Here is a 25,917-nt window from a genome sequence, read left to right as displayed (position 1 = left end):
CGGCGAAGGTCGCTTCGCGTCACTCCTGGAACGGCCAGCGTGGCTCGACGACACCGACTTGCGCGCGATGGCGCAGATACTGGTCCGCCAGCACGCAGGCGACCATCGCCTCGCCAACCGGCACGGCGCGAATGCCGACACAAGGGTCGTGGCGGCCCTTGGTGAACATCTCGGCCTCGCCGCCCGTTCGCGTAACCGTCGCGCGGGTCGCCAGGATCGAGGAGGTCGGCTTCACCGCGAAACGGGCGACGATCGGCTGGCCGGTCGAGATGCCGCCGAGGATACCGCCGGCATGGTTGGAGAGGAAGAGCGGGTGGCCGTCATTGCCGGCGCGCATCTCGTCGGCATTCTCCTCGCCGGAGAGTTCGGCCGCGCCAAAACCCTCGCCGATCTCGACGCCCTTGACCGCATTGATGCTCATCAGCGCGGCCGCAATCTCGGAATCGAGCTTGCTGTAGATCGGCGCGCCCAAGCCTGCCGGCACGCCTTCGGCGACGATCTCCAGCACCGCGCCGATCGAGGAGCCGGACTTCCTGATGCCGTCGAGATAACCCTCGAAGAATGCGGCAGCCTTGGCGTCCGGGCAGAAGAAGGGGTTGCGGCCAATCTCGTCCCAATCCCAGTTGGCGCGGTCGATCTTGTGCGGCCCCATCTGGACGAGGGCGCCGCGCACGATCATGCCGGGCACGACCTTGCGGGCGATGGCGCCGGCGGCGACGCGCATCGCCGTCTCGCGCGCCGAGGAACGACCGCCGCCGCGATAGTCGCGGATGCCGTACTTGACGTCATAGGTGTAGTCGGCATGGCCCGGCCGATACTTGTCCTTGATGTCGGAATAGTCCTTCGAGCGCTGGTCGACATTATCGATCAGGAGTCCGATCGAGGTGCCGGTGGTGACCTGCACGCCGTCGCTCTCGCGGGCGAAGATGCCGGAGACGATGCGGACCTGGTCCGGCTCCTGGCGCTGCGTGGTGAAGCGCGACTGGCCGGGCCGGCGGCGGTCGAGATCGCCCTGTATGTCGGCTTCCGTCAGCGGGATGAGCGGCGGGCAGCCGTCGACGACGCAGCCGATGGCCGGACCATGGCTTTCGCCGAAGGTGGTGACGCGGAAGAGATGGCCGAAGCTGTTATGCGACATGGAGACCTGACTGGGCTGAAGCGCTGGCTTCTTACTCGGTTTCCGGCAGCAACGGCAGTCCCTGAAACGGATCGTGGGCCGAAACTCCGAGCGGAATGAAATGGCGAAGGTTTCTCGTCAGGACAGTCAAGCCGTGCGCCTCGGCAGTTGCCGCTATGGCGATGTCTTCGAAGCCCGGCTGATAGGCGCGTGCGCCGTCCAGCATCCGCCCAGCAAGATGGGCGCAGCGCAAATCGAAGGGCAGCACTCGCGGTCCATAAAAGTGCTCGACGGCCTGCCACCACTCGCGAAGCGCGCGCATCTTGGTCATGGCCCCCTCGCGCTCGGCTTTCTCTATCCCCGCCACCACCTCGGTCGCAGTGACCACCGACAGGAACAGGTAAGGGCTCGCCCGATCAAGCCAAGCCGCCAAGTCCCCTGCCGTAGCCCGCTTCGAGGGAGCCAGCGCCGAGATCACATTGGTGTCGAGCAGGAACATCAGAGATCGACGGGCCGGCTAGGCTTTCCGCCGCGCTCGGGAATATCCTCCGGCTCGCCCGGGAAGGCGGCCAGCAAACGCCCGAAACTTGGAACGCGTGCGAGCCGCTCATAGTCCTCGAAGGACAGGATCACCGCGTCCTTGCGGCCATGACGGGTAATGACGGACGGTGTCCCACTAACCGCCTGATCAACCACTGCCGACAAAGTCGCCTTCGCGTCCTTGAGCTGAATCTCGCGCATCGCCGCCTCCAATATGACTACTCTAGTCATTTAGGCGCAGCAGGCGCAGAAAACAATGAATCGGTCGGAACGCTTGAGACGTTTCGTCTGCTGCTACCGCATCAATGCGCCGGCCTCTTCGCAGGCGCAGCGGGAGCGCCCTCCCAGCGCGTATGCGCCGGCAGGTTCTCGCCCTTCATGATGATGGTGAGCTGGCCGATCTGGGCGTAGTCGCCGACATGGGTGTCGTAGAGCACCGTCGCGCCCGCACCGACGCAGACGCCCTTGCCGAGGCGCACGCGGCCGACCTTCATCACCCGGTCCTCGTAGAGATGGGTCTGCAGGGCCGAATGGGCGTTGACCGTGCAGTAGTCGCCGACGCGGATGCAGTCGAACTCGGTGATATCCGTCGAGTCGAGCCAGACGCCCTTGCCGTATTTCGCGCCGAACAGCATCAGGCACCAAGGCAGGAAGGGCGTGCCACGCAGATAGTCGAACAGCACCTTGCCGCCGAGGCCCCAGTACATCACCGCGACGGCCTCGGTGCGCATCGCCCACCACGACCACATCGGCTTCATCACGGGCTTGTAGACGCCCATCATCAGCCATTTCACGGCGGCGCAGATCAGCGCCTGGACGATGGCGATCGCCATGGCGACGCCCATGAAGGAGAGGACGAGCCCAGTCCAGTCGCCATCGTTGATCTTCTGCTGCAAGACCATATCGACCGCGACCGTGCCGAAGGTGATGAACAGCATCGCCGGGAAGGAGGTGTGCAGCGCCTCGAAGACGCCGCGCCCGAACTGCTTGGCGAAGGAGGGCTTGTAGGTCCAGTCGGCGCCGAGATCGACCTTCTGCCGCGTCGGCAGGCGGATCGGCGGCGAGCCGAACCAGGTGTCGCCGGGCTGCATCCGGTCGTTGGCCGGTGGCTTCGACTTGATGCCGATCAGGACGCGATCGGGGATGACGGCGCCGGGCGGGACGACGGCGTCGTTGCCGACGAAGACCTGGTCGCCGGTGCGCGTCGCGTCGAGGCGCATATAGCCGCGGCGCATGTCCTCGTCGCCGAAGACGACCTCGTCGGCGATGAAGTTGCCGGCGCCGATGCCGGTCAGGTCGTAGCGGCCGGAGAGATTGGTCGAGATCTCCGCGCCCTTGCCTATCTGCGCGCCCATCAGCCGGTACCAGGCGCGCATGTAGATGGTGGCGAAGAGCGACGAGAGCGTCTCCAGCGTCACCTCGGTCGCCAGCGCCACCGTCCATTTGCGGGCGTAGAAGCCGGAATGGATCGACCAGGAGCCCGTGGTCACGCGCGGCAGGATCGCCCAGCGCAAGGCCGCCATCAGCAGCACGGTGAAGGCGATCAGGCCGATCGCCGTCGGCCAGGTCAGCAGCGGCAGGAACCAGAGATAGCTGATATCGGTCCAACCGGCGATGAAGTAGTCGATCTTGTCGAACAGCCAGAAGGCCGGGAAGATCGGCAGCAGGCTGACAGGCGGCAGCACCACCAGCATCAGGATGTAGAAGCACGTCATCAGCGCGCGCCGGCCGGCGGAGGCCTCGGCCTGCGGCGGCAGGGCGGCGAGATCGACCGAGCCGATCTTTCGGCCGGGCGTGCCGTCCCAGATCTCGGCCTCGCCGACATGGGCGCCGGGCGGGATGGAGGTCAGGTCGCCGATCTCGGCATGGTCGCCGGTCACCGAGCCATGGCCGAAGACCACGGAAGCACCGGCCGAGACGTCCTTGCCGATCTTGATCCGGCCGATCACCAGCTTGTCGCCGATCGCCTCGCCATTGGCGAAGGTGGTCTTCGAGCCGAAGGTCGTGAAGTCACCGATCTCGATCAGGTCGATGGCGCCGGCCTCGTAATCGGAGATGATGACGTCGCGCCCGACCTTGGCGCCGAGCAGGCGCCAATAGAAGCGCATCACCGGCGTGCCCTGCAGCCACTTGATATGGACGAGGCCGGCGACGCGGGCAGCGAACCACCAGCGGAAGTAATACGCGCCCCAGAGCGGATAGACGCCCGGCTTCGTCCGGCCGAGCACCAGCCATTTCAATGCGATGCCGATGAGGCCGGTGACGACGATGATCGCGACATAGACGCCGAGCAGCGCAGCGATCTGGCCCGGCAGCGACAGATCCTCGCCCGAGATGATCATGTAGGTGACGAAGACGCCGAGCCATTGCGCGGTCGCGAGGCCGATGATGACCGGCAGCACGATCGCCTGGGCAAGGCCGCAGAGGAAGCGGCGCAGCAGCGGTGGCGGCGTGAAGGACAGGTCCTCTGCCACGGCGACGCCGCGCTCGTCGAGAAGCTCGGCCATCGCCCGCAGCGTGCGGGCGGCATAGACGTCCTGCAGCGTGATGCCGGCATAGGCCGGCGTCTCGCGCACGATCGAGATGAAGCGGGCCGCCAGCAGCGAGTGGCCGCCGAGATCGACGAAGAAATCGGCCTCCAGCGGCAGGCTCGCCGTGCCGAGCACGCGCTTGGCCGCCTCAAGCAGCACAGCTTCCGTCGCGTTGCGCGGCGGCTCCTGCTCGCCATCGGCGCTCGGCGCCGTCAGCGGCGCCGCCTTGAGCATCTTGCGGTCGACCTTGCCGGAGACCATGCGCGGCAGCGATCCCGCCGCCTCGAAATGCGCGGGCACCATGTAAGGCGGCAGCTTCTCGCGCAGCGCGGCCCTCAGTGCCGGGCCGTCGACCGCGACGCCGGGCTCAGGGACGACGAAGGCGACGAGCCGTTCGATGCCGTCGTCGGTGCGCAGCACGACCGCCGCCTGCGCGACGCCCGGCTCGTCGGCGAGCTTCGATTCGATCTCGCCGAGCTCGACACGGAAGCCGCGGATCTTGATCTGGTCGTCGATGCGGCCATGGAAGACGATATTGCCGTTGGCATCGAGGCTGACGGCATCGCCCGAGCGGTAGAGGATCGGATCGTCCCCGCCCGCGACGCCGGCGAAGGGATTGGCGATGAATTTCTCGGCCGTCAGCTCCGGCCGGCCGTGATAGCCCTTGGCGACGCCGGGGCCGCCGATCAGCAATTCGCCCTGCTCGCCGGGATGGACGAGATGCAGGTCCTCGCTGACGACGTAAGCCGTGTAGTTCGGGATCGGCTTGCCGATGGTAACCGTCTCGCCGGGGACGACCTCGGCGGCGGTCGCCACGACCGTCGCCTCGGTCGGGCCGTAGGTATTGAGGATGCGCCGGCCCGGCTTCGACCATTTCTGCACGATCGCGGGCGGCAGCGCCTCGCCGCCGAGCAGGATCAGCTTCAGCGAAGGCACGTCGGCCGGCAGGATGCCGAGCAGCGTCGGCACCGTATCGATGATGGTGACGCCGGCTCCATTCAGGATCGCCGGCAGTTTCTCGGCATCGCCCATCATCTCCGGCGAAGCGACGAACAGCGTCGCGCCGACGAGATAGGGCGTCCAGACTTCCTCCATCGACAGGTCGAAGGCGACCGAGGCACCCTGAAAGACGACGTCATCCGCCCCGAAGCCGTAGACCGCGTTCCCCGAGCGCAGGAAATGGCAGATGTTGCGATGGCTGATGACGATCGCCTTCGGCGTGCCCGTCGAGCCGGAGGTGTAGATCAGATAGGCTGGGTGTTCCTTGGTCAGTCCGGCGGCACGCGCCGGCGACTCCGTTCCGTCAGAGCCGGCGGCGAGCGTCTCAGGCGTCCAGACCTTGCGACCGGTATCCTCGGCGCGGGCAACCCAACCGGGGCAGGTGACGAGCCCCTTGGCCTGCGCATCGTCGAGGCAGGTCGCGATGCGCTCGACCGGCGCCTCCGCATCGAAGGGAATCCAGGCCGCCCCCGCGCGCGTGATCGCAATCTGCGCGACGAGCAGATCGATGCCGCGCGGCATCCACAGGCCGATCATGTCGCCGGGGCCGATGCCAGCGAGATGAAGGCCGCGCGCCTGGCGTCCGGCTTCAGCCCAGACCTCGGCATAGCTCAGCCGGCGCTCGGGATCGGTGAGGGCCGGATGGTCGGGGCGAGCTGCGACGGTCGCCGCAAAGATCTCGGCCAGCACCTCGTCCCGAATCAGATCGGGGCGCTTCTCGCCGGCCAGCATGGCGAGAGGGTTGGCGGCAGCCGCATCAGACGCCGCCGGCAGCTTCGTCATATCGTTCATCGCGCCCCGCTGCGCTGAAAGGCCCGTCGCTGACACCGCGGCAGAGCCTGCCTTCGGTCCTCTGGCGCCTTATCACGCACCTCGTGAATAAAACCGGAATCGTCGCCATCGCAACGCGACATCCGCATGAGCCCCCCGGTCGGGCAGGCCGCCGCATCACGCTCTGTCGCTAGCATATTCTCCCTGCAAGATCACCCGTGAACCGACGATGAATGCCGGCTGCACCCTTGCGAACTCAGAGCCAATCCGCCTTGTTCCCGCTGACGACGAGCAGCTTGCCCTGCCAGATCTCGACCATCGAGGCCTCGCGCGGCGCCACCGCGCCGATCAAGGCCAGCACGGCACGCGCCACACCGCCGTGGCTGACGATCACCGTCTCTCGCGTGAGCGCCTCGAGCACCGGCCTGACGCGCTCGGCCAGCATGCGGTAGCTCTCGCCGCCCGGCGGCACGAAGCCCCATTTGTCGCGCTCGCGCAGATGTGCCTGCTCGCGCTCGGCCTTGCGGATGTCGCGCCAGGTGAAGCCCTCCCACTCGCCGAAGGTCAATTCGCGCAGGCGGTCGTCCACGGTATAGGCGCCTTCGGGCAGGGCGAGCTCGCGCCTGAGAATGTCCATGGTCTCGCGCGCCCGCTGCATCGGCGAGCAGAGATAGTCGAGATCGGCATAGGCCGGCTCGAGCGCCTTCAGGCGGCCTGCGGCCTCCGCGGCCTGGCGGCGGCCGAGCTCGTTCAGCGGAATGTCCTGCCCGCCCTGCAGACGGCCCTCCCGATTCCAGTCGGTTTCGCCATGGCGGACGAGGATGAGGCGATGAGGCAGCGAGAGCGGGACCATGCGGGGCTTCTGCACGCTGCCACCGGCAGGGTCAAAGCTCTTGCCCGCGCTTTCCGCCGATGGCGACAATCGGCCGCTTTCTGTGGCCGAATTTACACGGCCTGTGTATAGCGCCCTTGCTCGATCATCGGCGGAACCCCATGCCCCCTGCCCTCACCTTGCCAGACGGCCGCAGCCTCGCGCTTCTCGCGACGCCGCTCGTCATGGGCATCGTCAACATCACGCCCGATTCGTTCTCGGATGGCGGGCTGCTGGCGAATGCCGAGGTGGCCGTCACCCACGGGATGCGTCTCGCCAGCGAAGGTGCTGCCATCGTCGATATCGGCGGCGAATCGACCCGGCCGGGCCATGAAGCCGTCGACGCAGCGACCGAGATGGGACGCGTGCTGCCGGTCATCGCCGGACTGAAGGCACGGATCGACACGCCGATCTCGATCGACAGCTACAAGGCCGATGTCGCGGAAGCGGCGATCGCAGCCGGCGCCTCGATCGTCAACGACGTCTGGGGCGCCCAGCGCGACCCGCGCATCGCCGAGGTCGCGGCGCGTGCCGGCGCGCCGATCATCCTGATGCACAACCGCGAGATCATCGACGCTTCGCTCGACATCTTCAATGACGTCCTGCGCTTCCTCGAACGCTCGATCGCAATCGCGACGCAGGCCGGCATGCCGCAAAGCCAGATCGTCGTCGACCCCGGCATCGGCTTCGGCAAGACGGTCAGGCAGAATCTCGACCTGATCCGCCATCTCGACCGGCTCGCCGTGCTCGGCTGCCCGATCCTGCTCGGCGCCTCCCGGAAATCGACGCTCGGACGCATCACCGGCCGCGAGGTCCCGGCCGAGCGGCTCGCCGCCAGCATCGCCGCGCATCTCTATGGCGCGAGCCGCGGCGCCGCCATCATCCGCGCCCATGACGTCGCCCCGCATATCGACGCGCTCAAGACCTGGGCGGCCATCGAAGACAGCATGAAAGCAGACCTGTGAGCGAAACCGGCCGCATCCTGATCGAGAAACTCGATATCTACGCCTATCACGGCTTCTTCTCGGAGGAGGAGCGGCTCGGCCAGCGCTTCGTGCTCGACCTCGTGCTCGACGCCGACCTGCGCGCCGCCGCCGCCAGCGACCGGCTCGCCGACACCGTCGATTACGGCCGCGCCGTCGCGATCGTCGCCGAGGCCTTCACGGCTCAGCGCTACCATCTGCTGGAAGGTGCGGCGCGGGCCGTGGCACTCGCGATCTTCGACGCTTTCCCTCCTATCACGAGCGTCGAAGTCACGCTGCGCAAGCCCGCCCCGCCGATCCCCGCAACGCTCGGCTCGGTCGGCATCCAGCTGAGGTTCCAGCGTGAAGGTTGAAGCCGCACTCGCTTTCGGCGGCAATATCGGCGACCCCGTCGCGGCCTTCGCCGCGGCGCTGAAGGGCCTGCGCGCGCACCCGGACGTCACGCTCGGCCGGCTGTCCTCGATCTATCGCACGCCGCCCTGGGGCAAGACCGACCAGCCGGAATTCCTGAATATGGCCGCGCTGGTCGAGACCTCGCTGCAACCGGCGGACCTGCTCGCCTTCTGCCTGGAGCTGGAGCGCGCCGGCGGCCGCGAGCGCCGCGAGCGCTGGGGGCCGCGCACGCTCGACATCGACATCCTGACCTATGGCGATGCGATCATCGACCAGGCGCGCCTGCAGATCCCGCATCCGCGCATCCCCGAGCGCGCCTTCGTGCTGACGCCGTTGGCCGAGATCATGCCGCGGCGCCTGATCGGCGGACGCAGCGTCACCGAGCTGTTGGCGGCCGCCACAGACGAAACGATCCGCCGTGACGAGGTCGCGACGGATCGGTTGAAGGATTTGCTGGCGGCGTGAGCCGTGCCACGGCCAAGGCGTGCTGATCACTGACGAACAGGGCGTCATCCCGGACGAGCCGCATAGCGGCACCGATCCGGGATCCATCGTCGAGCTCCGGAGCCCTCCGATGGATCCCGGGTCAAGCCCGGGATGACGGTGCATTTGTAAGCAATCGGCGGGCCTTTATAACGGCCCTTCAGTCAGCGCTTCGCTGAGCCTGGAGATTCGTTTCCGTCGCCACGGACAAGCCCAGGCATTCCCAAGTCAGGACAGAATCCTCGTCATTGGGAAATTCGGGCCAAACCAGACCGTCGTCCTGCTCTGCGGCAAGACGTGCGGAGTCTTCGGCCCAACCCGAGCGTGGCGGCTTTTCAGGTGAGCCGCCCATCGCCTTTCACTCGCCCTTGTCGAGGGAGATGTCCGGCGCGGTCGGGACCTTCATGCCGACGACATGGTAGCCGGCATCGACATGCATGATCTCGCCGGTGATGCCGCGCGACATGTCGGAGACGAGGAAGACGGCGGTCTCGCCGACCTCCTCGATGGTGACCGTCCGGCGCAGCGGCGAGTTGTACTCGTTCCAGCGCAGGATGTAGCGGAAATCGCCGATGCCGGAGGCAGCGAGCGTCTTGATCGGGCCGGCCGAGATCGCGTTGACGCGGATCTTCGAGGGGCCGAGATCGGCAGCGAGATATTGCACGCTCGATTCCAGCGCGGCCTTGGCGACGCCCATGACGTTGTAATGCGGCATCCATTTCTCGGCGCCGTAATAAGTCAGGGTCAGCAGCGAGCCGCCATCCGGCATCAGCTTCTCGGCGCGCTGGGTGATCGCCGTGAAGGAATAACAGGAGATCAGCAGCGACTTGGAGAAATTCGCCTCGCTGGTCTCGACATAGCGGCCGGTCAATTCGTCCTTGTCGGAGAAAGCGATGCAGTGGACGACGAAATCGAGCTTGCCCCAGAGCTTCTCGACCTCGGCGAAGACCGCATCGATCGTGGCGCCGTCGGTGACGTCGCAATGGCCGACGACATGGCCGCCGAGTTCCTTGGCCAGCGGCTCGACCCGCTTCTTCAGCGCATCTCCCTGATAGGTGAAGGCCAGTTCCGCGCCGGCATCCGCCGCCGCCTTGGCGATGCCCCAAGCGATGGATCGGTTGTTCGCGACGCCCATCACGAGCCCGCGCTTGCCCTTGAGGAGATTGGCGGTCGGCGAAACGGCGTTGGAATCAGGCATGGGAGACCCGCAGATGAATGACGAGCAGGTCTCTTAGAACAGTCGCAGGAAAACGGGAACCGCTTTGATGCCCGCCTCCACGGCTGAATCACGCATAGAGACGCGATCCGGAGCCCGCACGACCCGATTTCCGTCGCGCGAGCGGTCCAGCCGGCTTACTTCGCCCCGTCCCTCGCCTTCATCAACGCCGTCAGCTCGGCATCGCTCGCCGGCATCTCGATATCGATGGCGACGAAGAGATCGCCGACGACGCCCTTCTCGCCCTTCAGGCCCTTGCCGCGCAGGCGGAACTGTTTGACCGTGCCGGTCAGCGGCGGGATGTTCATCTCGACGGCTCCGGTCAACGTCGGCACATGCAGCGGCCCGCCGAGCACCGCCTTGGCGAGCGGCACCGCGACGCGGGTGCGCAGATCGTTGCCATCGACGATGAAGCGGGAATCCGGCTTGATCTTGATGGTCATCATCACGTCGCCGGTCTCGCCGGAGAACGGATCGGTCTGCCCGAGCCCACGCAGACGCATCACCTTGCCGTCGCTCACCCCCTCGGGAATGGTGATCTCGACCTCGCGTCCCCCCGGCAGCTTGACCCGGCGCGTGCCTCCGGTCGCGGCCTGCGCCAGCGTGACTTCGAGCGTAAAGCTCTGCTCCGGAGGCTTCTGCGGCTCGGGCTTGCCGCGGGCGCGCCGACCGGCCTCGCCGAAGAGCGAAGAGAAGATGTCGGAGGCGTCGAAGCCGGCATCGCCCGCGCCGCCGCCCGGCCCGCCGCGGCCGCCGAAGGGGTGGCCGCCGCCCTGGCCGAAATTGAACTCGAAGCCGCCGCTGCGCCCGCCGCGGCCGGCGCCCATCCCCTCGAAGCCCTGGAAGCGCGGCTTGCCCTCGGCATCGATCTCGCCGCGGTCGAACTGCTTGCGCTTGGCCTCGTCGCCGACGATCTCATAGGCGGCGTTGAGCTCGGAGAACTTATCCTGCGCCTTGGGGTCGTCCCGGTTGCGGTCCGGGTGCAGCTCCTTGGCGCGGCGGCGGAAAGCCTTCTTGATTTCCGCATCGCTCGCGCCGCGGGCGACGCCCAGAACCTGATAGGGATCGCGCATCCAAAACCTCTTTCACGCAAAACCAAACGGCCAGCGCCGAAGCCGCCAGCCGTCCGTCTCGCCCTATGTGGGGGCGGTGTGGCGTGTACGCAACACCTATTCGGAGCCGTTCTGCACCCGGCTTCACGGCAAGGCAAGCGGCGTGGGAAGGCTCAGCTCAGGCCCTTCCAGGGACCCATATCCTTGACCACCCAATCGCCGCCGGAGGGACGGCAGGCGGTGCCCTGCAGCTTGATCGGCTGGGTTTGTGTCTGGACGCTGGCGATGAAGGCGCGGCAGATCTCGTCGGAACGCAGGAACGGGCCACCGACCGGGATGAAGGAGCCCTTGATGCCGCTCTGGGGATTGTCCCAGGAGACCGCGGCGCCATTGCCCTGCGGGTCGAGCGCCACGCCCATCGCCCCATCGGCGCGGCGCATGTCCTCCGGTCCGAGCTCGGAGGCCAAACCGTGGAACGGGCCGGCCCGATCGCCACCGCGCGCCGGCAGGACCGAGGAGGTCGTCATCGCCGAGGTCGCCGCGACCTCGTCCTCGCTCTTGCTGGACAGACCGAGAATCGGGAAGGAAACCGAGCAGCCCGCGCTGAACACGGCCAGCAGCACGGCGGCAGCCAGCGGGCGCATGGGGGCTGCGCAATGGTTGAGGCTTTGGAACGCCCCTGCCCCTGCCCTATATAGACCAACCGCCCGAACCCGGATCACTTCTGCGCTCGCCCAACGCCCATTTCAACGACCCGAGGATTAGAACGTGCAACCGTTAACGAGCGGTGACTTCACCGAGGAAAACGAGCCTTTCACCTTGTTCCAGAAGTGGTTGGACGAGGCCACGAAATCGGAGCCCAACGACCCGACCGGCATGGCGCTCTCCACTGTCGATGCCGAAGGCATGCCGAACAGCCGCATGGTGCTGCTCAAAGGCCACGGACCGGACGGATTCGTGTTTTACACCAATACGGAGAGTCAGAAGGGGCAGGAGCTGCTCGGCCAGCCCAAGGCGGCCGCCCTGTTCCACTGGAAGAGCCTGCGCCGGCAGATCCGCATCCGCGGCCATGTCGCGCTCGTCAGCGACGCTGAATCAGATGCCTATTACCAGTCTCGCCCACGCGACAGCCGCATCGGCGCGTGGGCGTCACAGCAGTCGCGCCCGCTGGAGAGCCGCTTCGCGCTGGAGAAGGCGGTCGCGAGCTACACGCTGAAATTCGGCATCGGCGAGATTCCGCGCCCACCCTATTGGCGCGGGTTTCGCATCACGCCGACCTATATCGAGTTCTGGCGCGACGGCGCCTTCCGCCTGCATGACCGCATCATCTTCCGACGCGACGCGTCCGACGCGCCCTGGACGAAGACCCGCTTCTACCCCTGAGGACACCTGCCCCATGGCGATGCCCAAGTTCGATTTCCCGAAGACCGAGGCCGGCAAGCGCCCGGTGATGCTGCTGACCGGGGCGAGCCGCGGCATCGGCCATGCCACAGTGATGCAGTTCGCCATGGCGGGCTGGCGCATCCTGTCCTGCTCGCGCCAGGCCTTTTCCGACAAATGCCCGTGGCCGTCGGGCGCCGACGACCATGTCCAGATCGATCTCGGCGACCCCGAGGACACGATGCGCGGCATCGCGGAGATCAAGAAGCGGCTGGCCGTCGAGGGCGGCAAGCTCCACGCGCTGGTCAACAATGCCGGCATCTCGCCGAAGGGGCCGAAGGGCGAGCGTCTCGGCGCCGCCACCACCTCCTTCAACGACTGGCACAAGGTCTTCCAGGTCAATTTCTTCGCGCCGATCATGCTGGCGCGCGGCCTTCTCGACGAGCTCACCGCCGCCAAGGGCGCGATCGTCAACGTCTCCTCGATCGCCGGCTCGCGCGTCCACCCCTTCGCCGGGGCGGCCTATGCGACCTCGAAGGCGGCGCTCGCCAGCCTGACCCGCGAGATGGCCGCCGATTTCGGTCCGCTCGGCGTGCGCGTCAACGCGATCTCGCCCGGTGAGATCGACACCTCGATCCTGTCGCCCGGCACCGAAAAGATCGTCGCGACGCTGCCGATGCAGCGCCTCGGCAAGCCCGACGAGGTCGCCAAGGCGATCTATTTCCTGTGCACGGACGCTTCGAGCTACGTCACCGGTTCGGAGCTGCACATCAATGGCGGGCAGCACGTTTGATGCGTGAGCCCTTGGCATGAACGAAGACGGCGGCCAGGTCATCCGCTTCCCGACACCCGGCCGGGCTGCAGCACGACCGGTGCTGGCGGCCTCCGTCGCGGTCTTCCGCGACGGCAAGGTCCTGCTGGCGACGCGGACGAAGCCACCAGCCGATCAGCTCTGGTCCCTGCCCGGCGGCAAGGTCGAGGCCGGCGAGACGCTTGAAGAGGCAGCCCTGCGCGAGCTGGAGGAAGAGGTCGGCGTCGCCGCCCGCATCCTTCGCTTCAACCGCCATGTCGAGATATTCGGCCGCGATTCGAAGGGCGCGGTAACGCATCATTTCGTCGTCGCTTCCTTCGTCGGGGAATGGCTCTCCGGCGAGCCGCGAACGGGGCCGGAAGCCGGCGCCGTGATGTGGGCCGATCCGCTCAAGCTCGGCGGTCTCGCCACCACGCGCGAGCTCGGCGACGTGCTGCGCCGCGCCCATCAGATTTTCGCAGCGGGTGTGCCCGCATGAGAGCTCGGCTTCGCTATCCGGCGCTTCTGGCCGCCCTGCTCCTGCTGCCGATTCCGGCGGAAGCGCAGCAGCGGCCGCAGCAACCGGCCGCGAAGCCTCCCGCGGTCAAGCCGGCCGAGCAACCCGCTCCAGAACCGGCAGGCCCGCCCTACGAGCCACAGCTCCTGCAATTATCCGAGATCATGGGCTCGCTCGCCTATCTCCGGACGCTCTGCGGCGGGCGGGAGGCGCAGGACTGGCGCGCGCGCATGGCCGCGCTGATCGAAGCCGAGGGCCGGACGCCGCAGCGCCGCGACCGGCTGACCGCAGCCTTCAACCGCGGCTTCAAAGCCTACTCCCTGACGCATCGTTCCTGTACCGACGCCAGCCAGGAAGCGTCCTCCCGGCTCGCAGCCGAGGGCGAACAACTGTCGCGGGCGCTCGCCGGCCGCTATGGCGGATAGGCAACAGCTGTTGCCCTAACGCGTCTTCCACCGGATTTTGCCGGTCGCGTTAACCTTTCTTAAACTGCGCGGTAGCGTGCCGCTCTGGCACGGCTTATGTCTTGAGCATCGCCCAACCGTCGCGATCCGGGGCAGAACCGCCGCGATTCGCGTCAGATAGAAGGCTCAAGAGTCCCGTTTCGATGCCGATCCAGCCAGACGACACGATGCTCGACCCGAATCTCGCCGAGGACCATGGCGACGTCCGCCGCGTTGCCTATGGCTATGTCGAGGACGCCTTCAACGAGGCGCAGCAGGACGGGCTCGATTCCGACGCCATGGCCCATGCCGCCCTGTTCGCGGCCCTGCGCACGCTGGTCGAAACGTATGGCGAGGACGCGACCGCGACCTTCGCCGAGACGCTGGCCGACAAGATCCGCTGCGGCGCCTTCACCTGCGGCACGCGTCACTGACGCGGCGCATCAACGCGCCTTTGCCGACCCAACTGGCATTGCTTCGATAGTTGCCAGAGCGGCTGCGCTTTCGCCGAATGGCATCGCTGCGCAGGCGCCCTTCCCCACATCAATCGCCGTCACCCCAGGTTTGCCCCCGGAGTGACGGATGTTTTCATGCAATACGGGCGGCGTCACACCGCCAGCGCAAAGCCGTCCTTGCGGTGATCGGAGGCGCCGAACATCACGCCGCGCTTGTGATCGACCCAGATCGCCTGGCAGCCGCCGAGCGGCTCCTCGGACCAGACCACGTCGTGGCCGCGCGCCTTGAGATCGGCGGCGACGCTTGCCGGGATCGTCGTCTCCAGCGAGAGCTTGCCGTCATAGGCGAAGCTGCGCGGCGCGTCAGAGGCCTGCTGTGGATCGAAGCCGCGATCGAGGATGCCGGAGAGGAAATGGATATGGCCGGTCGACTGATACTGGCCGCCCATGACGCCGAACGGCATGATCGGCTTGCCGTCCTTGGCGAGCATGCCCGGAATGATCGTGTGGAACGGGCGCTTGCGCGGCGCGATAGCGTTGGGATGGCCCTCGATCAGGCGGAAACCCGAGCCGCGGTTCTGCAGCATGACGCCGGCCTTGGCCGCATAGATGCCGCTGCCGAAGGCGGAGAACAGCGAATTGATGAAGGACACCATGTTGCCCTGGCCGTCGACGACGCAGAGATAGATCGTGTCCTTGTGCAGGGGCATGTCGAAGGCTTCGGGCGCCGCCGCCTTCTCCAGGCTGATCTGCTGGCGGATGCGGCCGACGAACTGGTCCGACAGGAAGGCCTCGGTGTCGAAGGGGCTCACAATGGGGTCGGCGACCAACGCATCGCGCTGGCGATAGGCGGCCTTGCTGGCCTCGGCGAGGAGATGGATGCGATCGGCCTCGCTCAGCTTCCCGTCCTTCATATCGAAGCCTTCGAGGATGCGGGCGATCAGCAGCGCCGCGATGCCCTGGCCGTTCGGCGGGCATTCCCAGAGGCGGTGGCCGCGATAATCGGCGCCGATCGGATCGACATAATCCGGCTTGGAAGCCGCGAAATCCTCGAGGCTGATCAGGCTTCCGGCGGCGTTGAGCACGGAGACCATGTCCTCAGCGAGTTCGCCCTCGTAGAAGGCCGAGCGACCCTCGCGGGCGACGCGGCGCAGCATGTTGCCGAGCGCGGGGTGGACCATCTTGTCGCCGACGGCCGGCGGGTTCCCGCCCGGCAGATAGACGGCATTGCCGAGGCCGTGTTTCTCGATGCGTCCGCGTGCCTTGGCCCAGTCGAGCGCGACGCGCGGCGTGACCACGAAGCCTTCTTCCGCAGCGCGGATCGCGGCTGCGAAGATCTCGTCGAGGCTCTTGCTGCCATGGTCGGCGACGAGGCGGCACCAGGTATCGATCGCGCCGGGCACCGTGACGGCGTGGGGCGAATCCGCCGCGATCGAGGTCATGCCCCGGCCGAGGAACCAGCCGAGCTCGGCCTTGGCGGCCGAGCGGCCCGAGCCGTTGAGCGCGACCATCTTGCCATTGGCCGGAGCATAGATTGCGAAGCAGTCGCCGCCGATGCCGGTCATATGCGGGTCGACCACCGCCTGGACGGCAACCGCCGCGATGGCGGCGTCGATAGCATTGCCGCCATTGCGCAGAATATCGACGGCGGCCAGCGTCGAGGCCGGATGCGAGGTCGCCGCCATGCCGCGATCGCCGACCGCAACCGGGCGGCCCGGCACCATGAAATCGCGAACGCCCCAGCTCATGCTCGTCTCCACCTCTGCTACGCCATCGCTGCGCGGCGCCTTGTTTCGCCCAACGCTTTGGCGCGCCGGCCGGGGGCTTGGCAATCCCGCCCGGCGCATGGCCGATACCGCCCGCCCCTCGCCGCACGCAGCCATCGCGGTTGACATAGCCGCACATCGGACTATCGCCGCGCTCGAAGGACGGGCCGGCCATGCAAGACTACATCCGCAAGATCATCGGCGCGCGCGTCTACGACGTCGCGATCGAAAGCCCGCTCGATCCGCTGCCGCGATTGTCCGCCCGGCTCGGCGGCAGCGCCCTGCTGAAGCGCGAGGACCTGCAACCGGTCTTCTCGTTCAAGCTGCGCGGCGCCTACAACAAGATCGCCGGGCTTACCGCGGTCGAGGCCGAGCGTGGCGTGATCTGCGCCTCGGCCGGCAACCATGCCCAGGGCGTGGCGCTGGCGGCGAAGAAGCTCGGCATCAAGGCGACCATCGTGATGCCGCGCACCACGCCGGACATCAAGGTGCAGGCGGTGCGCAGCCTCGGCGGGCGCGTCGTGCTTCATGGCGAGAATTTCGACGAGGCCTATGGCCATGCCCGCAAGCTCGAAGCAGAGAAGGGCCTGACCTTCGTCCATCCCTATGACGATCCGGATGTCATCGCTGGCCAGGGCACGGTCGGTATGGAAATCCTGCGCCAGCATTCCGACCCGATCGAGGCGATCTTCGTGCCGATCGGCGGCGGCGGGCTCGCGGCCGGCGTCGCCGTCTATGCCAAGTTCCTGCGGCCGGAGATCAAGGTGATCGGCGTCGAGCCGGAAGACGCCGCCTCCATGGCCGGCGCCATCGCAGCGGGCGAGCGGGTAATCCTCGATCAGGTCGGTCTCTTCGCCGACGGCGTCGCGGTGCGGCAGGCGGGCGAGGAAACGTTCCGGCTCTGCCGCGAACTGCTCGACGAGGTCGTCACCGTCTCGACCGACGAGATCTGCGCGGCGGTGAAGGATATCTTCGAGGATACCCGCGCCATCGCCGAGCCGTCCGGCGCTGTCAGCCTCGCCGGCCTCAAGGCCTATGCGGCGCGCGGGACGAAGCGCACCGGCGCGCTGATCGCGATCAACAGCGGCGCCAACATGAATTTCGACCGGCTGCGCCATATCGCCGAACGGGCCGAGATCGGCGAGCACCGCGAGGCGCTGCTCGCGGTCACCATCCCCGAAAGGCCCGGCGCCTACCGCGCCTTCATCGAACTGCTCGGCCGGCGCGCGATCACCGAGTTCAACTACCGCTACTCGGACCCCAAGGCCGCCCGCATCTTCGTCGGCGTGCAGCTTTCGGAGGGCGATGCCGAGAAGCGCCAGATCATCGCAATGCTCTCCGAGCAAGGCTACCCCGTGCTCGACATGAGCGATAACGAGCTCGCCAAGCTTCATATCCGCTACATGGTCGGCGGCAAGGCGCCGGGGCTCGGCGACGAATTGATCTTCCGTTTCCAGTTCCCGGAGCGGCCGGGCGCGCTGCTGAAGTTCCTCAACAGCCTCTCGGCCGACTGGAACATCTCGCTGTTCCACTACCGCAACCACGGCGCCGATTACGGCCGCATCCTCGCCGGGATCCAGATCCCGCCGGCGCAGCGCGGCCAGCTCGCCAAGCGGCTCGATGCGCTCGGCTATCCCTATTGGAGCGAGAGCGACAACCCGGCCTATCTCTCGTTCCTGGCGGAGATGCCGGCGCCGTGAATCGGCTTAAGGTGGAAGCATGACGCTTGAACAGCTTCGCATCTTCGTCGCCGTCGCCGAACGCGAGCACCTGACGCAAGGCGCGCGCGCCCTCAATCTCACGCAGTCGGCGGTCAGCTCCGCGATCACCACGCTGGAGGCGCGCTACGCGACGAAGCTGTTCGACCGGATCGGCCGGCGCATCGCCCTGACCGAGGCCGGCAAGCTCTTCATGATCGAGGCGCGCGCGGTGCTGGCGCGGGCCGCGGCGGCCGAAGCCGTGCTGTCCGATCTCTCGGGGCTGGCACGCGGCTCGCTTGCGCTGATGGCGAGCCAGACCGTGGCGAATTACTGGCTGCCGCCATTGATCCAGCGCTTTCGCCGAGACCATCCCGGCATCGCCGTCTCGCTCGCGATCGGCAACACGGAGACGGTCAGTGCCGCCATCCGCGACGGCCTGTCCGATCTCGGCTTCATCGAGGGCGAGATCGACGACCCCTCCCTCGACATGACCGAGGTCGACGAGGACGAACTCGTCATCGTCGTGCCCACCGGCCATCCCTGGGCGAAGACTCCTCCCTCCCCCGAAGAACTCTCGCAGGGTGCCTGGGTCCTGCGCGAAGCGGGCTCGGGGACGCGTGCGATGTTCGAGGCGGCGCTGCCGGCGCTCGGCCTCGCCGCGGACGATCTCGCCGTGGCACTGGAATTGCCATCCAACGAAGCGATCTGTGCCGCCGTTGCCTCCGGCGCGGGGGCGACCGCGATCTCGCGCCTCGTCGCGGCCAACGCGATTGCCGCCGGCCGGCTTGCGACCGTGGCGCTGCCGCTGCCGAAGCGCCGCTTCCTCGCGCTGCGCCACAAGGAACGCTACCTCGCCAAGGCGGCGGCGACGTTCCTCGCGCTCAGTCAGGCCGGTTGAAGCTCAGGCTGCGGCGGCCGAATTCGGCGCGGCGCGCATCAGCATGCCGAAGAGATCGCGGGAATCGTCGGGGTCGGCGATCAGGTCGAGATCGACATAGGTGCCGGCCTCGCGGATGCGCTCATAGACATAGCGCAGCGCCGAAAAATCCTCGATCGCGAAACCAACCGAGTCGAACATCGTAATCTGACGGGCATCGGTGCGCCCCTGCGCTGCTCCCGTGATGACCTTCCAGAGTTCCTCGACCGGATGATCGGCGTCGAGCTGCTGAATATCGCCCTCGATGCGGGTCTGCGGCGGATACTCGACGAAGATCGAGGAGCGCAGCAGCACGTCGCGATGAATCTCGGTCTTGCCGGGGCAGTCGCCGCCGACCGCGTTGATATGGATGCCGGCGCCGACCATGTTGTCGGTCAGGATCGTCGCGTACTGCTTGTCCGCGGTGACGGTGGTGACGATCTCGGCGCCCTCGACCGCTTCCATCGCGGTCGCGCAGCGGGTGATCCTGAAGCCGTGCCGCGCGAGGTTGCGGGCGCATTTCTCGGTCGCAGCCGGATCGACGTCGTAGAGCCGCAGGTTCTCGATGCCGAGGATGGCGCGGAAGGCGAAGGCCTGGAATTCGGACTGCGCGCCATTGCCGATGATCGCCATGGTCGCAGCGTTCTTCGGGGCGAGATGTTTCGCGGCAACCGCCGACATCGCCGCCGTACGCAGCGCGGTCAGGAAGGTCATCTCCGAGAGCAGGACGGGATAGCCGGTCGCGACATCCGAGAGCAGGCCGAAGGCGGTGACCGTCTGCAGGCCGGCCTTCATGTTCTTCGGGTGGCCGTTGACGTATTTGAAGCCGTAGAGCTTGCCATCGCTGGTCGGCATCAGTTCGATCACGCCTTCCAGGCTGTGCGAGGCGATGCGCGGCGTCTTGTCGAAGATCTCCCAGCGCCGGAAATCATCCTCGATATAGCCCGCGATCTCGGACAGCATCCGCTCGATACCGATCGCATGGACCAGCTTCATCATGTGGTCGACGCTGACGAAAGGCACGACGTTGAGCTGCTGAATCATGGGTCCCCGCGCTGTTCTCGTTGAAGGAGCCATTGTCCTCGTTTTCGGCGGCAGGCGAAAGAAGCCAAAACGACCAGATCGGGAGCAAGATTGATCGAAACGGCAAAGCGATCTATCCATTTCGAACAATGGACGATCTCGATCGCAAGCTGATCACCCTGCTGCGCCATGACGGGCGGCGCAGCATCTCGGACCTCGCCGCCGATCTCGGCCTGACGCGGGCGACCGTCCGCGCGCGATTGGAGAAGCTGGAGCAGTCCGGCGAGATCATCGGCTTCACCGTGATCCTGCGCTCGGACGCGATCGACCTGCCGGTACGCGGCATCACCATGATCGAGATCGCCGGCCAGGCGGCGGATTCGGTGATCGACGCGCTCTCCGGCTTCACCGAGGTCTCCAGCATCCACACCACCAACGGCAACTGGGACCTTGTCGTCGAGCTCGGCACCTCGGACCTGATCGCCTTCGATCAGGTCCTGCGCCGCATCCGCATGATCCCCGGCGTCACCAACAGCGAGACCAGCCTGCTGCTGGCGACGCCGCGCAGCGTCAAGGCGCGGCTCTAGCGCCTACAAGAAGCGCCGCTGCATGGCCGCCATCCGCAAATGCAGCGTGGCGCCCCGTGACAGGCGGGCATCCGCCCCCTAACGTTATGCCTCGTCAGATACAGCGTTGGTGGCGGCCGGCGATGCATGATCGCACAAGGCCGCCCGCTCGCGTCGGACACCCACAGTTCCCGCTTGGAGCGTGGATCACCGGTCGCTTTCCGGCCGGCTGTTCGTGCGCCCGAGCCAAGACTAAGGCAGGAGACCAGACCATGGCACATGAGCTCGAATTCTATATCGACGGCCAGTGGGTGAAGCCGTCGGGCAACCGCACGCTCGGCGTGATCGACCCCTCCAATGAAGAGGTCTTCGCCACGATCGCGCTCGGCGAGCAGGCCGATGTCGACAAGGCCGTCGCCGCGGCCCGCGCCGCCTTCCCGGCTTTCGCCAAGACCTCGAAGGCCGAGCGCCTCGCCCTGATGCGCCGCCTCGCCGAGGCCTACAAGAAGCGCTACGACGCCATCGCCGACATCCTGTCGCGCGAGATGGGCGCGCCGAAGGAGCTGGCGCACCGCGCGCAGGCCGCGATGGGCACCGCCCATCTCGCCAAGATGATCGAGACGCTCGAGAACTTCGAGTTCGAGGAGCTGCGCGGCACCACCCTGATCGCCAAGGAGCCGATCGGTGTCGTCGGCATGATCACGCCGTGGAACTGGCCGCTCAACCAGATCATGTGCAAGGTCGCGCCCGCGCTCGCCGCCGGCTGCACCATGGTGCTGAAGCCCTCCGAGATCGCCCCGCTCAACGCCATCATCTTCGCGGAAGCGATGGAAGAGGCCGGCGTGCCGAAGGGCGTGTTCAACCTCGTCAACGGCGACGGCCCGACGGTCGGCGAGGCGATCTCGCGCCATCCCGGCGTCGACATGGTCTCCTTCACCGGCTCGACGCGCGCCGGCATCCTCGTCGCCAAGGCGGCGGCGGATACCGTCAAGCGCGTGCACCAGGAGCTCGGCGGCAAGTCGGCCAACATCATCCTTGATGATGCCGACCTGAAGAAGTCGGTGAAGCTCGGCGTCGAGAGCGTGATGCGCAACTCCGGCCAGTCCTGCAACGCGCCGACCCGGATGTTCGTGCCGGAGAAGCTGCACGAGGAGGCGCTCGCCATCGCCAAGCAGGTGGCCGAGCCACTCAAGGTCGGCGCTCCCTCGGCGGATGGCGTCTTCCTGGGCCCGGTTGTCAGCGAGGTCCAGTACGACAAGATCCAGCGCCTGATCGAGGCCGGCATCAAGGAAGGCGCGACGCTCGTCACCGGCGGCACGGGCCGTCCGGAGGGCCTCAATCGCGGCTACTATGTCCGCCCGACCGTGTTCGGCGGCGTGACCGACGAGATGACCATCGCCCGCGAGGAGATCTTCGGCCCCGTGCTCTCGATCCTGCCCTACAAGAGCGACGACGAGGTCGTCTCGCGCGCCAACGACACGCCCTACGGCCTGGCTTCCTATGTCCAGTCCGGCTCGCAGGAGCGCGCTCGCGGCATCGCGGCGCAGATGCGTTCGGGCAATGTCTACATCAACTACCCGGCCTGGGACGCCGGCGCGCCCTTCGGCGGCTACAAGCAGTCCGGCAACGGTCGCGAATACGCCGATTTCGGCCTCGAGGAGTTCCTGGAGATCAAGGGCACGGTCGGCTACGCGGCTGCGTAAGGCATCTCGCTGTGTCGTCATGGTCGGGCTTGTCCCGACCATCCACGTCTTCGCTCTTGAGGGGCTGTGTTCAAGACGTGGATGCTCGCCACAAGGGCGAGCATGACGGCGAGCTTCCTGCGACAACGAGGCCCGGTGGACCAAACGCCACCGGGCTTTCATTTTGTTCCCGTTTCAATCGATTGAGAGGCTTGAGCCATGGTCAATCCGAACCGCTACGACGCGATGCGCTACAACCGTTGCGGCCGCAGCGGCCTGCAATTGCCGGCGCTCTCGCTCGGCCTCTGGCAGAATTTCGGCGAGACCGGAAGCCTCGCCAATATGCGCGAGATCTGCCGCACGGCCTTCGACCTCGGCATCACCCATTTCGACCTCGCCAATAATTACGGCCCGCCGCCCGGCTCGGCCGAGACCGCCTTCGGCGAGATTCTCGGCCAGGATTTCGCGGGTTATCGCGACGAGTTGGTGATCTCGACCAAGGCCGGCTACCGGATGTGGCCCGGCCCTTATGGCGAATGGGGCAGCCGCAAATACCTGATCTCCAGCCTCGACCAGAGCCTGAAGCGGATGAAGCTCGACTATGTCGATATCTTCTATTCGCATCGCTTCGACCCGAATACGCCGCTGGAAGAGACGATGGGCGCGCTCGATGCTGTCGTGCGCCAGGGCAAGGCGCTCTATGTCGGCCTCTCCTCCTACAATTCGAAGCGCACGCAGGAGGCGGTCGCTATCCTGCGCCGGCTCGGCACGCCCTGCCTGATCCACCAGCCGAGCTATTCGATGCTGAACCGCTGGATCGAGCAGGACGGCCTGCTCGATACGCTCGATGCCGAGGGGATCGGCTCGATCATGTTCTCACCGCTGGCACAGGGCATGCTGACCGACAAGTACCTGAAGGGCGTGCCGGCCGGCAGCCGCGCCGACAAAAAGGCGCCCTCCTTCCGCGACGGCTTCCTCAGCGAAGCCAATCTCAGGAGCATCGCGGCGCTGAACGAGATCGCAGCGGCGCGTGGGCAGAGCCTCGCCCAGATGGCAATCGCCTGGGTACTGCGCGGCGGGCGCGTGACCTCGGCCCTGATCGGCGCGAGCCGGCCGGAGCAGGTGACGGATTGCGTCGCGGCGCTGAAGAACCCGGAGTTTTCGGCTGAGGAGCTGGCGGCGATCGACAGGCACGCCGTCGATGGCGGCATCAATATCTGGGCGGCTTCGGCGGAGCGGTAAACCTCGCTGCGATCAATCCTCCTCCGGCACCGCCGCGATCGGCAAGGCGCTGGAGCGCTTCACCTGGCCGAGCGCGAAGCTCGACTCGATCGAGGCGACGCCGTCGAGGCGGGTGAGCTTGTCCTTGAGGAAGCGCTCATAGGCCGGCAGGTCGCGCACGACGATGCGCAACAAGTAGTCGCGCTGGCCGGTCATCAGGTAGCAATCGACTACTTCGGGCCAGCGGGCCACCGCCTGCGAAAAGCGATCGAGCTCGTCTTCGCGCTGGCGCTCCAGCTTGATCGAGACGAAGACGCTGATCGGCAGGCCGACCTTGGTCTGGTCGATGATCGCGGCATAGCCGGTGATGACGCCGGCTTCCTCCAGGATGCGGATGCGCCGCGCGCAGGGCGAGGCGGAAAGACCCACGCGCTCGGCCAGATCCTGCACCGAGAGACGCGAATTGATCTGCAATTCCGCGATGATCTTGCGGTCGAGCGCATCGAGGCGCAGGCGTGCCATGCCTTGTCTCCGGTCCCGGCTGAAATCGCTCTATGACAGGAGAGGAAGCCCGCCACCACCAGCATCTCCGCGACGGCGAATGGCAGAGACGTCATGCCTCTGGTGCGAACCAGCGAGCCGCGCTATGCGATACCTACAATCCAACGAATGTATGGAAATCAACTTGGCGATGGCCGACAGCGATGACGGGCTTCACTGGACCGGCCAGCTCGATCCGACTGCAGGGCCGCGCTACCTGCAGATCGTCGCTCAGCTTGAGCAGGCCGTCGCAAGCGGGCTGCTCCGGCCAGGCGATCGCCTACCACCACAGCGTAAATTGGCCGAGCATCTCGCGGTCGACCTCACCACGGTGACGCGCGCCTTCGGCGAGGCGCGAGAACGCGGGCTGATCGATGCCGTGACGGGGCGTGGCTCCTTCATCTCGGCACGGCAGGAGCAGGAAGGGCCGCCGCTCGATCTCAGCATGACCATCCCGCCGGCGCCGAAGGGCTTGCGGCTTGGCGAACTGATGCAGCGCGGCATCGCCGAGATCCTGACGCGCAGCGATGCCGACCAGCTGATGAACTATCATGGCGGCGCGGGTTCGCTGGCCGAGCGCGCGGCCGGCGCGGCCTGGCTCGCGCCCCTGATGGGCGCGGTTCCGCCGCAGCGTATCGCCGTGGCGTCCGGTGCCCAGACAGGGCTCAATGCCCTGCTCTCGCTATTGGCCCGACCCGGCGACACGATCCTGACGGAGCCGTTGACCTATCCTGGCCTGATCGGCGCGGCGCGGCAGCGCGGGCTTTCGATGGTGCCCGTTGCCGATGATGCCGACGGTCCTTTGCCCGACGCACTCGACGAAGCTGCTGGTCGTTCGAAGGCGAAGCTGTTCGCCCTGACGCCGACATTGCAGAATCCGACCTGCATCACGATCCCGGAACAGCGTCGGCAGGAGCTTGTCGCGGTCGCTCGGCGCCGCGATCTCATCCTGATCGAGGACGACCCTTACAGCCTGCTCGCGGGGGACGCGCCCGCGCCTCTTGCCGCCCTGGCGCCGGAGCGGACCTGGCATATCGCGACCTTGTCGAAGGTGCTGACGCCCGGCCTGCGCACAGCCTTCGTCGTCATGCCGGAAGGGGTCGACAGCGCCCCCTTCCTTGCCGCACTGCGCGCGACGGCCCTGATGCCCGCACCTCTGCTGACGGCGCTCGCTGCGCATTGGGTCAAGATCGGCGTAGCGAGAGATCTACTGGAAGGCGTGCGGCGCGAGGCGGCCGAGCGGCAGTCGCTGGCGAGAGAGATTTTGCCCGAGACGATGCAGGCCCACCCATATGCCCTGCATGCCTGGCAGCCTCTGCCTGCACATTGGGCGCGCGACCGTTTGATCGAGCGGGCTCGCGAGGCCGGGCTCGGCGTGATGGCTGCGGATGCGTTCAGTTCGGCTGGCGTGGCGCCAGATGCGATCCGGATCGCGCTTGGCGCGATCCCCGAGCGAGCGCGATTGGCGGAAGCACTCAGCCTGCTCGCCGGATTGATCCGCGACGGAGGCTGAGCGCGCCGATGAGCTCAGCTTGAAGCGACCGGCTTATCCTGCGGCACCGGACGGGCAAGCCGGCCCTCCTCGGCCTTGTGGAAATATTGCGAGGCGACCAGCCAGCCCTTGAGCGGCTGCAAGGGCGGGATGCAGGTCAGCAGGATCAGCGGCAGCGTCGTGACCAGATGCACCCAGGTCGGCGGGTTGTAGGTCAATTCCAGCCAGAGCGGGAAGGCCGCGGCCGGGATGCAGACGAACATCATCACGAAGAAGGCTGGACCATCCGCGGGATCGGCGAAGGAATAATCCAGGCCGCAATTCTCGCATTTCGGCTTCAGCTTCAGGAAGCCTTCGAACATCTTGCCCTGCCCACAGCGCGGGCAGCGGCCGCGCAGGCCGGTCTTGAGCGGAGAGAGTGGCGGCCAGTGCTCGCCGGACATGGAATGATCTCCTCAGGACGGCGCCGC

General features: G+C 66.8%; 26 protein-coding genes. 14 read left to right on the top strand and 12 right to left on the bottom strand.

Annotated elements, in window-relative coordinates:
• Positions 1 to 19: 19 nt before the first annotated feature.
• The 5 genes from aroC to Q0Q36_RS16095 all read right to left on the bottom strand — a co-directional run bounded on the left by aroC (position 20) and on the right by Q0Q36_RS16095 (position 6,811).
• Complete coding sequence (aroC, locus tag Q0Q36_RS16115; RefSeq protein ID WP_293799267.1) at positions 20 to 1,138, bottom strand: chorismate synthase; 1,119 nt, start codon at positions 1,136 to 1,138, stop codon at positions 20 to 22.
• 31 nt (positions 1,139 to 1,169) lie between these two features.
• Entirely contained in the window at positions 1,170 to 1,616 is a 447-nt protein-coding gene (locus Q0Q36_RS16110; protein ID WP_293799266.1) for a type II toxin-antitoxin system VapC family toxin, read from the bottom strand.
• On the bottom strand, positions 1,616 to 1,858 hold the full coding sequence (locus Q0Q36_RS16105; protein ID WP_293799264.1) for a type II toxin-antitoxin system Phd/YefM family antitoxin: 243 nt from the start codon (positions 1,856 to 1,858) through the stop codon (positions 1,616 to 1,618). Before Q0Q36_RS16105 ends, Q0Q36_RS16110 begins: the two co-directional genes overlap by 1 nt.
• 101 nt (positions 1,859 to 1,959) lie before the next feature.
• Entirely contained in the window at positions 1,960 to 5,979 is a 4,020-nt protein-coding gene (locus Q0Q36_RS16100) for a Pls/PosA family non-ribosomal peptide synthetase (RefSeq protein WP_293799263.1), read from the bottom strand.
• Between the two features lie 235 nt (positions 5,980 to 6,214).
• Complete coding sequence (locus Q0Q36_RS16095; protein ID WP_265057739.1) at positions 6,215 to 6,811, bottom strand: histidine phosphatase family protein; 597 nt, start codon at positions 6,809 to 6,811, stop codon at positions 6,215 to 6,217.
• A gap of 140 nt (positions 6,812 to 6,951) precedes the next feature.
• On the opposite strand from Q0Q36_RS16095, the gene folP reads away from it, so the two are divergent.
• From folP to folK, 3 genes are read left to right on the top strand one after another with little or no spacing between them, the layout of a single operon-like run.
• Positions 6,952 to 7,794 carry a dihydropteroate synthase gene (gene folP, locus Q0Q36_RS16090; protein WP_293799260.1) on the top strand — a complete coding sequence of 281 codons (843 nt, stop codon included), beginning with the start codon at positions 6,952 to 6,954 and terminating at the stop codon, positions 7,792 to 7,794.
• Positions 7,791 to 8,165: a dihydroneopterin aldolase gene (gene folB, locus Q0Q36_RS16085; protein ID WP_293799259.1), complete on the top strand. Its 375-nt coding sequence runs from the start codon at positions 7,791 to 7,793 to the stop codon at positions 8,163 to 8,165. The genes folP and folB overlap by 4 nt, the downstream gene beginning before the upstream one ends.
• Positions 8,155 to 8,670 (top strand): 2-amino-4-hydroxy-6-hydroxymethyldihydropteridine diphosphokinase, encoded by a 516-nt coding sequence (gene folK, locus Q0Q36_RS16080; RefSeq protein WP_293799257.1) that lies wholly within the window; start codon positions 8,155 to 8,157, stop codon positions 8,668 to 8,670. The genes folB and folK overlap by 11 nt, the downstream gene beginning before the upstream one ends.
• A gap of 376 nt (positions 8,671 to 9,046) precedes the next feature.
• Here the strand turns inward: folK and fabI are convergent, their stop codons facing one another.
• The 3 genes from fabI to Q0Q36_RS16065 form a co-directional block, all read right to left on the bottom strand.
• Positions 9,047 to 9,886, bottom strand: a complete 840-nt coding sequence (gene fabI, locus Q0Q36_RS16075; protein WP_293799255.1) for an enoyl-ACP reductase FabI — start codon at positions 9,884 to 9,886, stop codon at positions 9,047 to 9,049.
• Between the two features lie 155 nt (positions 9,887 to 10,041).
• Positions 10,042 to 10,977 carry a DnaJ C-terminal domain-containing protein gene (locus tag Q0Q36_RS16070; protein ID WP_293799254.1) on the bottom strand — a complete coding sequence of 312 codons (936 nt, stop codon included), beginning with the start codon at positions 10,975 to 10,977 and terminating at the stop codon, positions 10,042 to 10,044.
• Positions 10,978 to 11,129: 152 nt separating this feature from the next.
• Positions 11,130 to 11,600 (bottom strand): RT0821/Lpp0805 family surface protein, encoded by a 471-nt coding sequence (locus tag Q0Q36_RS16065; protein WP_293799253.1) that lies wholly within the window; start codon positions 11,598 to 11,600, stop codon positions 11,130 to 11,132.
• A gap of 124 nt (positions 11,601 to 11,724) precedes the next feature.
• On the opposite strand from Q0Q36_RS16065, the gene pdxH reads away from it, so the two are divergent.
• The 5 genes from pdxH to Q0Q36_RS16040 all read left to right on the top strand — a co-directional run bounded on the left by pdxH (position 11,725) and on the right by Q0Q36_RS16040 (position 14,520).
• Positions 11,725 to 12,339 (top strand): pyridoxamine 5'-phosphate oxidase, encoded by a 615-nt coding sequence (pdxH, locus tag Q0Q36_RS16060; RefSeq protein WP_293799252.1) that lies wholly within the window; start codon positions 11,725 to 11,727, stop codon positions 12,337 to 12,339.
• A 19-nt stretch (positions 12,340 to 12,358) separates the two neighbouring features.
• The gene (locus tag Q0Q36_RS16055; protein ID WP_293799278.1) at positions 12,359 to 13,129 is read left to right on the top strand and encodes an SDR family NAD(P)-dependent oxidoreductase; all 771 of its coding nucleotides are present in this window, start codon (positions 12,359 to 12,361) and stop codon (positions 13,127 to 13,129) included.
• 16 nt (positions 13,130 to 13,145) lie between these two features.
• Positions 13,146 to 13,625, top strand: coding sequence for an NUDIX domain-containing protein (locus Q0Q36_RS16050; protein WP_293799251.1), 480 nt, complete (start codon positions 13,146 to 13,148; stop codon positions 13,623 to 13,625).
• Positions 13,622 to 14,068, top strand: a complete 447-nt coding sequence (locus tag Q0Q36_RS16045) for a TIGR02301 family protein (protein WP_293799250.1) — start codon at positions 13,622 to 13,624, stop codon at positions 14,066 to 14,068. Before Q0Q36_RS16050 ends, Q0Q36_RS16045 begins: the two co-directional genes overlap by 4 nt.
• A 206-nt stretch (positions 14,069 to 14,274) precedes the next feature.
• The gene (locus tag Q0Q36_RS16040; RefSeq protein WP_291654587.1) at positions 14,275 to 14,520 is read left to right on the top strand and encodes a hypothetical protein; all 246 of its coding nucleotides are present in this window, start codon (positions 14,275 to 14,277) and stop codon (positions 14,518 to 14,520) included.
• 173 nt (positions 14,521 to 14,693) lie between these two features.
• Here the strand turns inward: Q0Q36_RS16040 and ggt are convergent, their stop codons facing one another.
• Positions 14,694 to 16,289 carry a gamma-glutamyltransferase gene (gene ggt / locus Q0Q36_RS16035; protein ID WP_293799249.1) on the bottom strand — a complete coding sequence of 532 codons (1,596 nt, stop codon included), beginning with the start codon at positions 16,287 to 16,289 and terminating at the stop codon, positions 14,694 to 14,696.
• Between the two features lie 191 nt (positions 16,290 to 16,480).
• Here ggt and ilvA point away from each other — a divergent pair, with 191 nt between their 5' ends.
• Together ilvA and Q0Q36_RS16025 are read left to right on the top strand one after the other, a co-directional pair.
• The gene (gene ilvA, locus Q0Q36_RS16030; RefSeq protein WP_293799248.1) at positions 16,481 to 18,007 is read left to right on the top strand and encodes a threonine ammonia-lyase, biosynthetic; all 1,527 of its coding nucleotides are present in this window, start codon (positions 16,481 to 16,483) and stop codon (positions 18,005 to 18,007) included.
• Between the two features lie 19 nt (positions 18,008 to 18,026).
• Positions 18,027 to 18,905 (top strand): LysR family transcriptional regulator, encoded by an 879-nt coding sequence (locus Q0Q36_RS16025; protein ID WP_293799247.1) that lies wholly within the window; start codon positions 18,027 to 18,029, stop codon positions 18,903 to 18,905.
• Positions 18,906 to 18,908: 3 nt separating this feature from the next.
• Here Q0Q36_RS16025 and Q0Q36_RS16020 read toward each other — a convergent pair whose 3' ends face one another.
• On the bottom strand, positions 18,909 to 19,967 hold the full coding sequence (locus Q0Q36_RS16020; RefSeq protein WP_293799246.1) for an ornithine cyclodeaminase: 1,059 nt from the start codon (positions 19,965 to 19,967) through the stop codon (positions 18,909 to 18,911).
• Positions 19,968 to 20,095: 128 nt separating this feature from the next.
• Between Q0Q36_RS16020 and Q0Q36_RS16015 the strand changes: the two genes are divergently transcribed.
• The 3 genes from Q0Q36_RS16015 to mgrA all read left to right on the top strand — a co-directional run bounded on the left by Q0Q36_RS16015 (position 20,096) and on the right by mgrA (position 23,436).
• Positions 20,096 to 20,533, top strand: coding sequence for an Lrp/AsnC family transcriptional regulator (locus Q0Q36_RS16015; protein WP_293799244.1), 438 nt, complete (start codon positions 20,096 to 20,098; stop codon positions 20,531 to 20,533).
• Positions 20,534 to 20,784: 251 nt separating this feature from the next.
• A complete protein-coding gene (locus tag Q0Q36_RS16010; RefSeq protein WP_293799243.1) occupies positions 20,785 to 22,215 on the top strand; it encodes an aldehyde dehydrogenase family protein in 1,431 nt (476 codons plus the stop codon).
• A 198-nt stretch (positions 22,216 to 22,413) separates the two neighbouring features.
• The gene (gene mgrA / locus Q0Q36_RS16005) at positions 22,414 to 23,436 is read left to right on the top strand and encodes an L-glyceraldehyde 3-phosphate reductase (RefSeq protein ID WP_293799241.1); all 1,023 of its coding nucleotides are present in this window, start codon (positions 22,414 to 22,416) and stop codon (positions 23,434 to 23,436) included.
• Positions 23,437 to 23,448: 12 nt separating this feature from the next.
• Here mgrA and Q0Q36_RS16000 read toward each other — a convergent pair whose 3' ends face one another.
• Positions 23,449 to 23,937, bottom strand: a complete 489-nt coding sequence (locus Q0Q36_RS16000; RefSeq protein WP_113587173.1) for an Lrp/AsnC family transcriptional regulator — start codon at positions 23,935 to 23,937, stop codon at positions 23,449 to 23,451.
• Between the two features lie 169 nt (positions 23,938 to 24,106).
• Between Q0Q36_RS16000 and Q0Q36_RS15995 the strand changes: the two genes are divergently transcribed.
• Entirely contained in the window at positions 24,107 to 25,468 is a 1,362-nt protein-coding gene (locus Q0Q36_RS15995) for a PLP-dependent aminotransferase family protein (protein WP_293799240.1), read from the top strand.
• A gap of 14 nt (positions 25,469 to 25,482) precedes the next feature.
• Here the strand turns inward: Q0Q36_RS15995 and Q0Q36_RS15990 are convergent, their stop codons facing one another.
• On the bottom strand, positions 25,483 to 25,890 hold the full coding sequence (locus Q0Q36_RS15990; protein ID WP_293799239.1) for a DUF983 domain-containing protein: 408 nt from the start codon (positions 25,888 to 25,890) through the stop codon (positions 25,483 to 25,485).
• Between the last annotated feature and the right edge of the window lie 27 nt (positions 25,891 to 25,917).

This window comes from uncultured Allobosea sp. (genome assembly GCF_945957345.1).
Classification (GTDB): Bacteria; Pseudomonadota; Alphaproteobacteria; order Rhizobiales; family Beijerinckiaceae; genus Allobosea.
The sequence above is the reverse complement of the archived record's forward strand: the minus strand, read 5'-3'. Positions and strand labels throughout refer to the sequence as shown.

What these genes read in the sequence shown, in the direction of transcription:
- aroC (WP_293799267.1), bottom strand. Translation starts at nt 1,138, where the DNA reads ATGTCGCATAACAGCTTCGGCCATCTCTTCCGCGTCACCACCTTCGGC.
- Q0Q36_RS16110 (WP_293799266.1), bottom strand. Translation starts at nt 1,616, where the DNA reads ATGTTCCTGCTCGACACCAATGTGATCTCGGCGCTGGCTCCCTCGAAG.
- Q0Q36_RS16105 (WP_293799264.1), bottom strand. Translation starts at nt 1,858, where the DNA reads ATGCGCGAGATTCAGCTCAAGGACGCGAAGGCGACTTTGTCGGCAGTG.
- Q0Q36_RS16100 (WP_293799263.1), bottom strand. Translation starts at nt 5,979, where the DNA reads ATGAACGATATGACGAAGCTGCCGGCGGCGTCTGATGCGGCTGCCGCC.
- Q0Q36_RS16095 (WP_265057739.1), bottom strand. Translation starts at nt 6,811, where the DNA reads ATGGTCCCGCTCTCGCTGCCTCATCGCCTCATCCTCGTCCGCCATGGC.
- folP (WP_293799260.1), top strand. Translation starts at nt 6,952, where the DNA reads ATGCCCCCTGCCCTCACCTTGCCAGACGGCCGCAGCCTCGCGCTTCTC.
- fabI (WP_293799255.1), bottom strand. Translation starts at nt 9,886, where the DNA reads ATGCCTGATTCCAACGCCGTTTCGCCGACCGCCAATCTCCTCAAGGGC.
- Q0Q36_RS16070 (WP_293799254.1), bottom strand. Translation starts at nt 10,977, where the DNA reads ATGCGCGATCCCTATCAGGTTCTGGGCGTCGCCCGCGGCGCGAGCGAT.
- Q0Q36_RS16065 (WP_293799253.1), bottom strand. Translation starts at nt 11,600, where the DNA reads ATGCGCCCGCTGGCTGCCGCCGTGCTGCTGGCCGTGTTCAGCGCGGGC.
- Q0Q36_RS16055 (WP_293799278.1), top strand. Translation starts at nt 12,359, where the DNA reads ATGCCCAAGTTCGATTTCCCGAAGACCGAGGCCGGCAAGCGCCCGGTG.
- Q0Q36_RS16050 (WP_293799251.1), top strand. Translation starts at nt 13,146, where the DNA reads ATGAACGAAGACGGCGGCCAGGTCATCCGCTTCCCGACACCCGGCCGG.
- Q0Q36_RS16045 (WP_293799250.1), top strand. Translation starts at nt 13,622, where the DNA reads ATGAGAGCTCGGCTTCGCTATCCGGCGCTTCTGGCCGCCCTGCTCCTG.
- Q0Q36_RS16040 (WP_291654587.1), top strand. Translation starts at nt 14,275, where the DNA reads ATGCTCGACCCGAATCTCGCCGAGGACCATGGCGACGTCCGCCGCGTT.
- ggt (WP_293799249.1), bottom strand. Translation starts at nt 16,289, where the DNA reads ATGAGCTGGGGCGTTCGCGATTTCATGGTGCCGGGCCGCCCGGTTGCG.
- ilvA (WP_293799248.1), top strand. Translation starts at nt 16,481, where the DNA reads ATGCAAGACTACATCCGCAAGATCATCGGCGCGCGCGTCTACGACGTC.
- Q0Q36_RS16025 (WP_293799247.1), top strand. Translation starts at nt 18,027, where the DNA reads ATGACGCTTGAACAGCTTCGCATCTTCGTCGCCGTCGCCGAACGCGAG.
- Q0Q36_RS16020 (WP_293799246.1), bottom strand. Translation starts at nt 19,967, where the DNA reads ATGATTCAGCAGCTCAACGTCGTGCCTTTCGTCAGCGTCGACCACATG.
- Q0Q36_RS16015 (WP_293799244.1), top strand. Translation starts at nt 20,096, where the DNA reads ATGGACGATCTCGATCGCAAGCTGATCACCCTGCTGCGCCATGACGGG.
- Q0Q36_RS16010 (WP_293799243.1), top strand. Translation starts at nt 20,785, where the DNA reads ATGGCACATGAGCTCGAATTCTATATCGACGGCCAGTGGGTGAAGCCG.
- mgrA (WP_293799241.1), top strand. Translation starts at nt 22,414, where the DNA reads ATGGTCAATCCGAACCGCTACGACGCGATGCGCTACAACCGTTGCGGC.
- Q0Q36_RS16000 (WP_113587173.1), bottom strand. Translation starts at nt 23,937, where the DNA reads ATGGCACGCCTGCGCCTCGATGCGCTCGACCGCAAGATCATCGCGGAA.
- Q0Q36_RS15995 (WP_293799240.1), top strand. Translation starts at nt 24,107, where the DNA reads ATGGCCGACAGCGATGACGGGCTTCACTGGACCGGCCAGCTCGATCCG.
- Q0Q36_RS15990 (WP_293799239.1), bottom strand. Translation starts at nt 25,890, where the DNA reads ATGTCCGGCGAGCACTGGCCGCCACTCTCTCCGCTCAAGACCGGCCTG.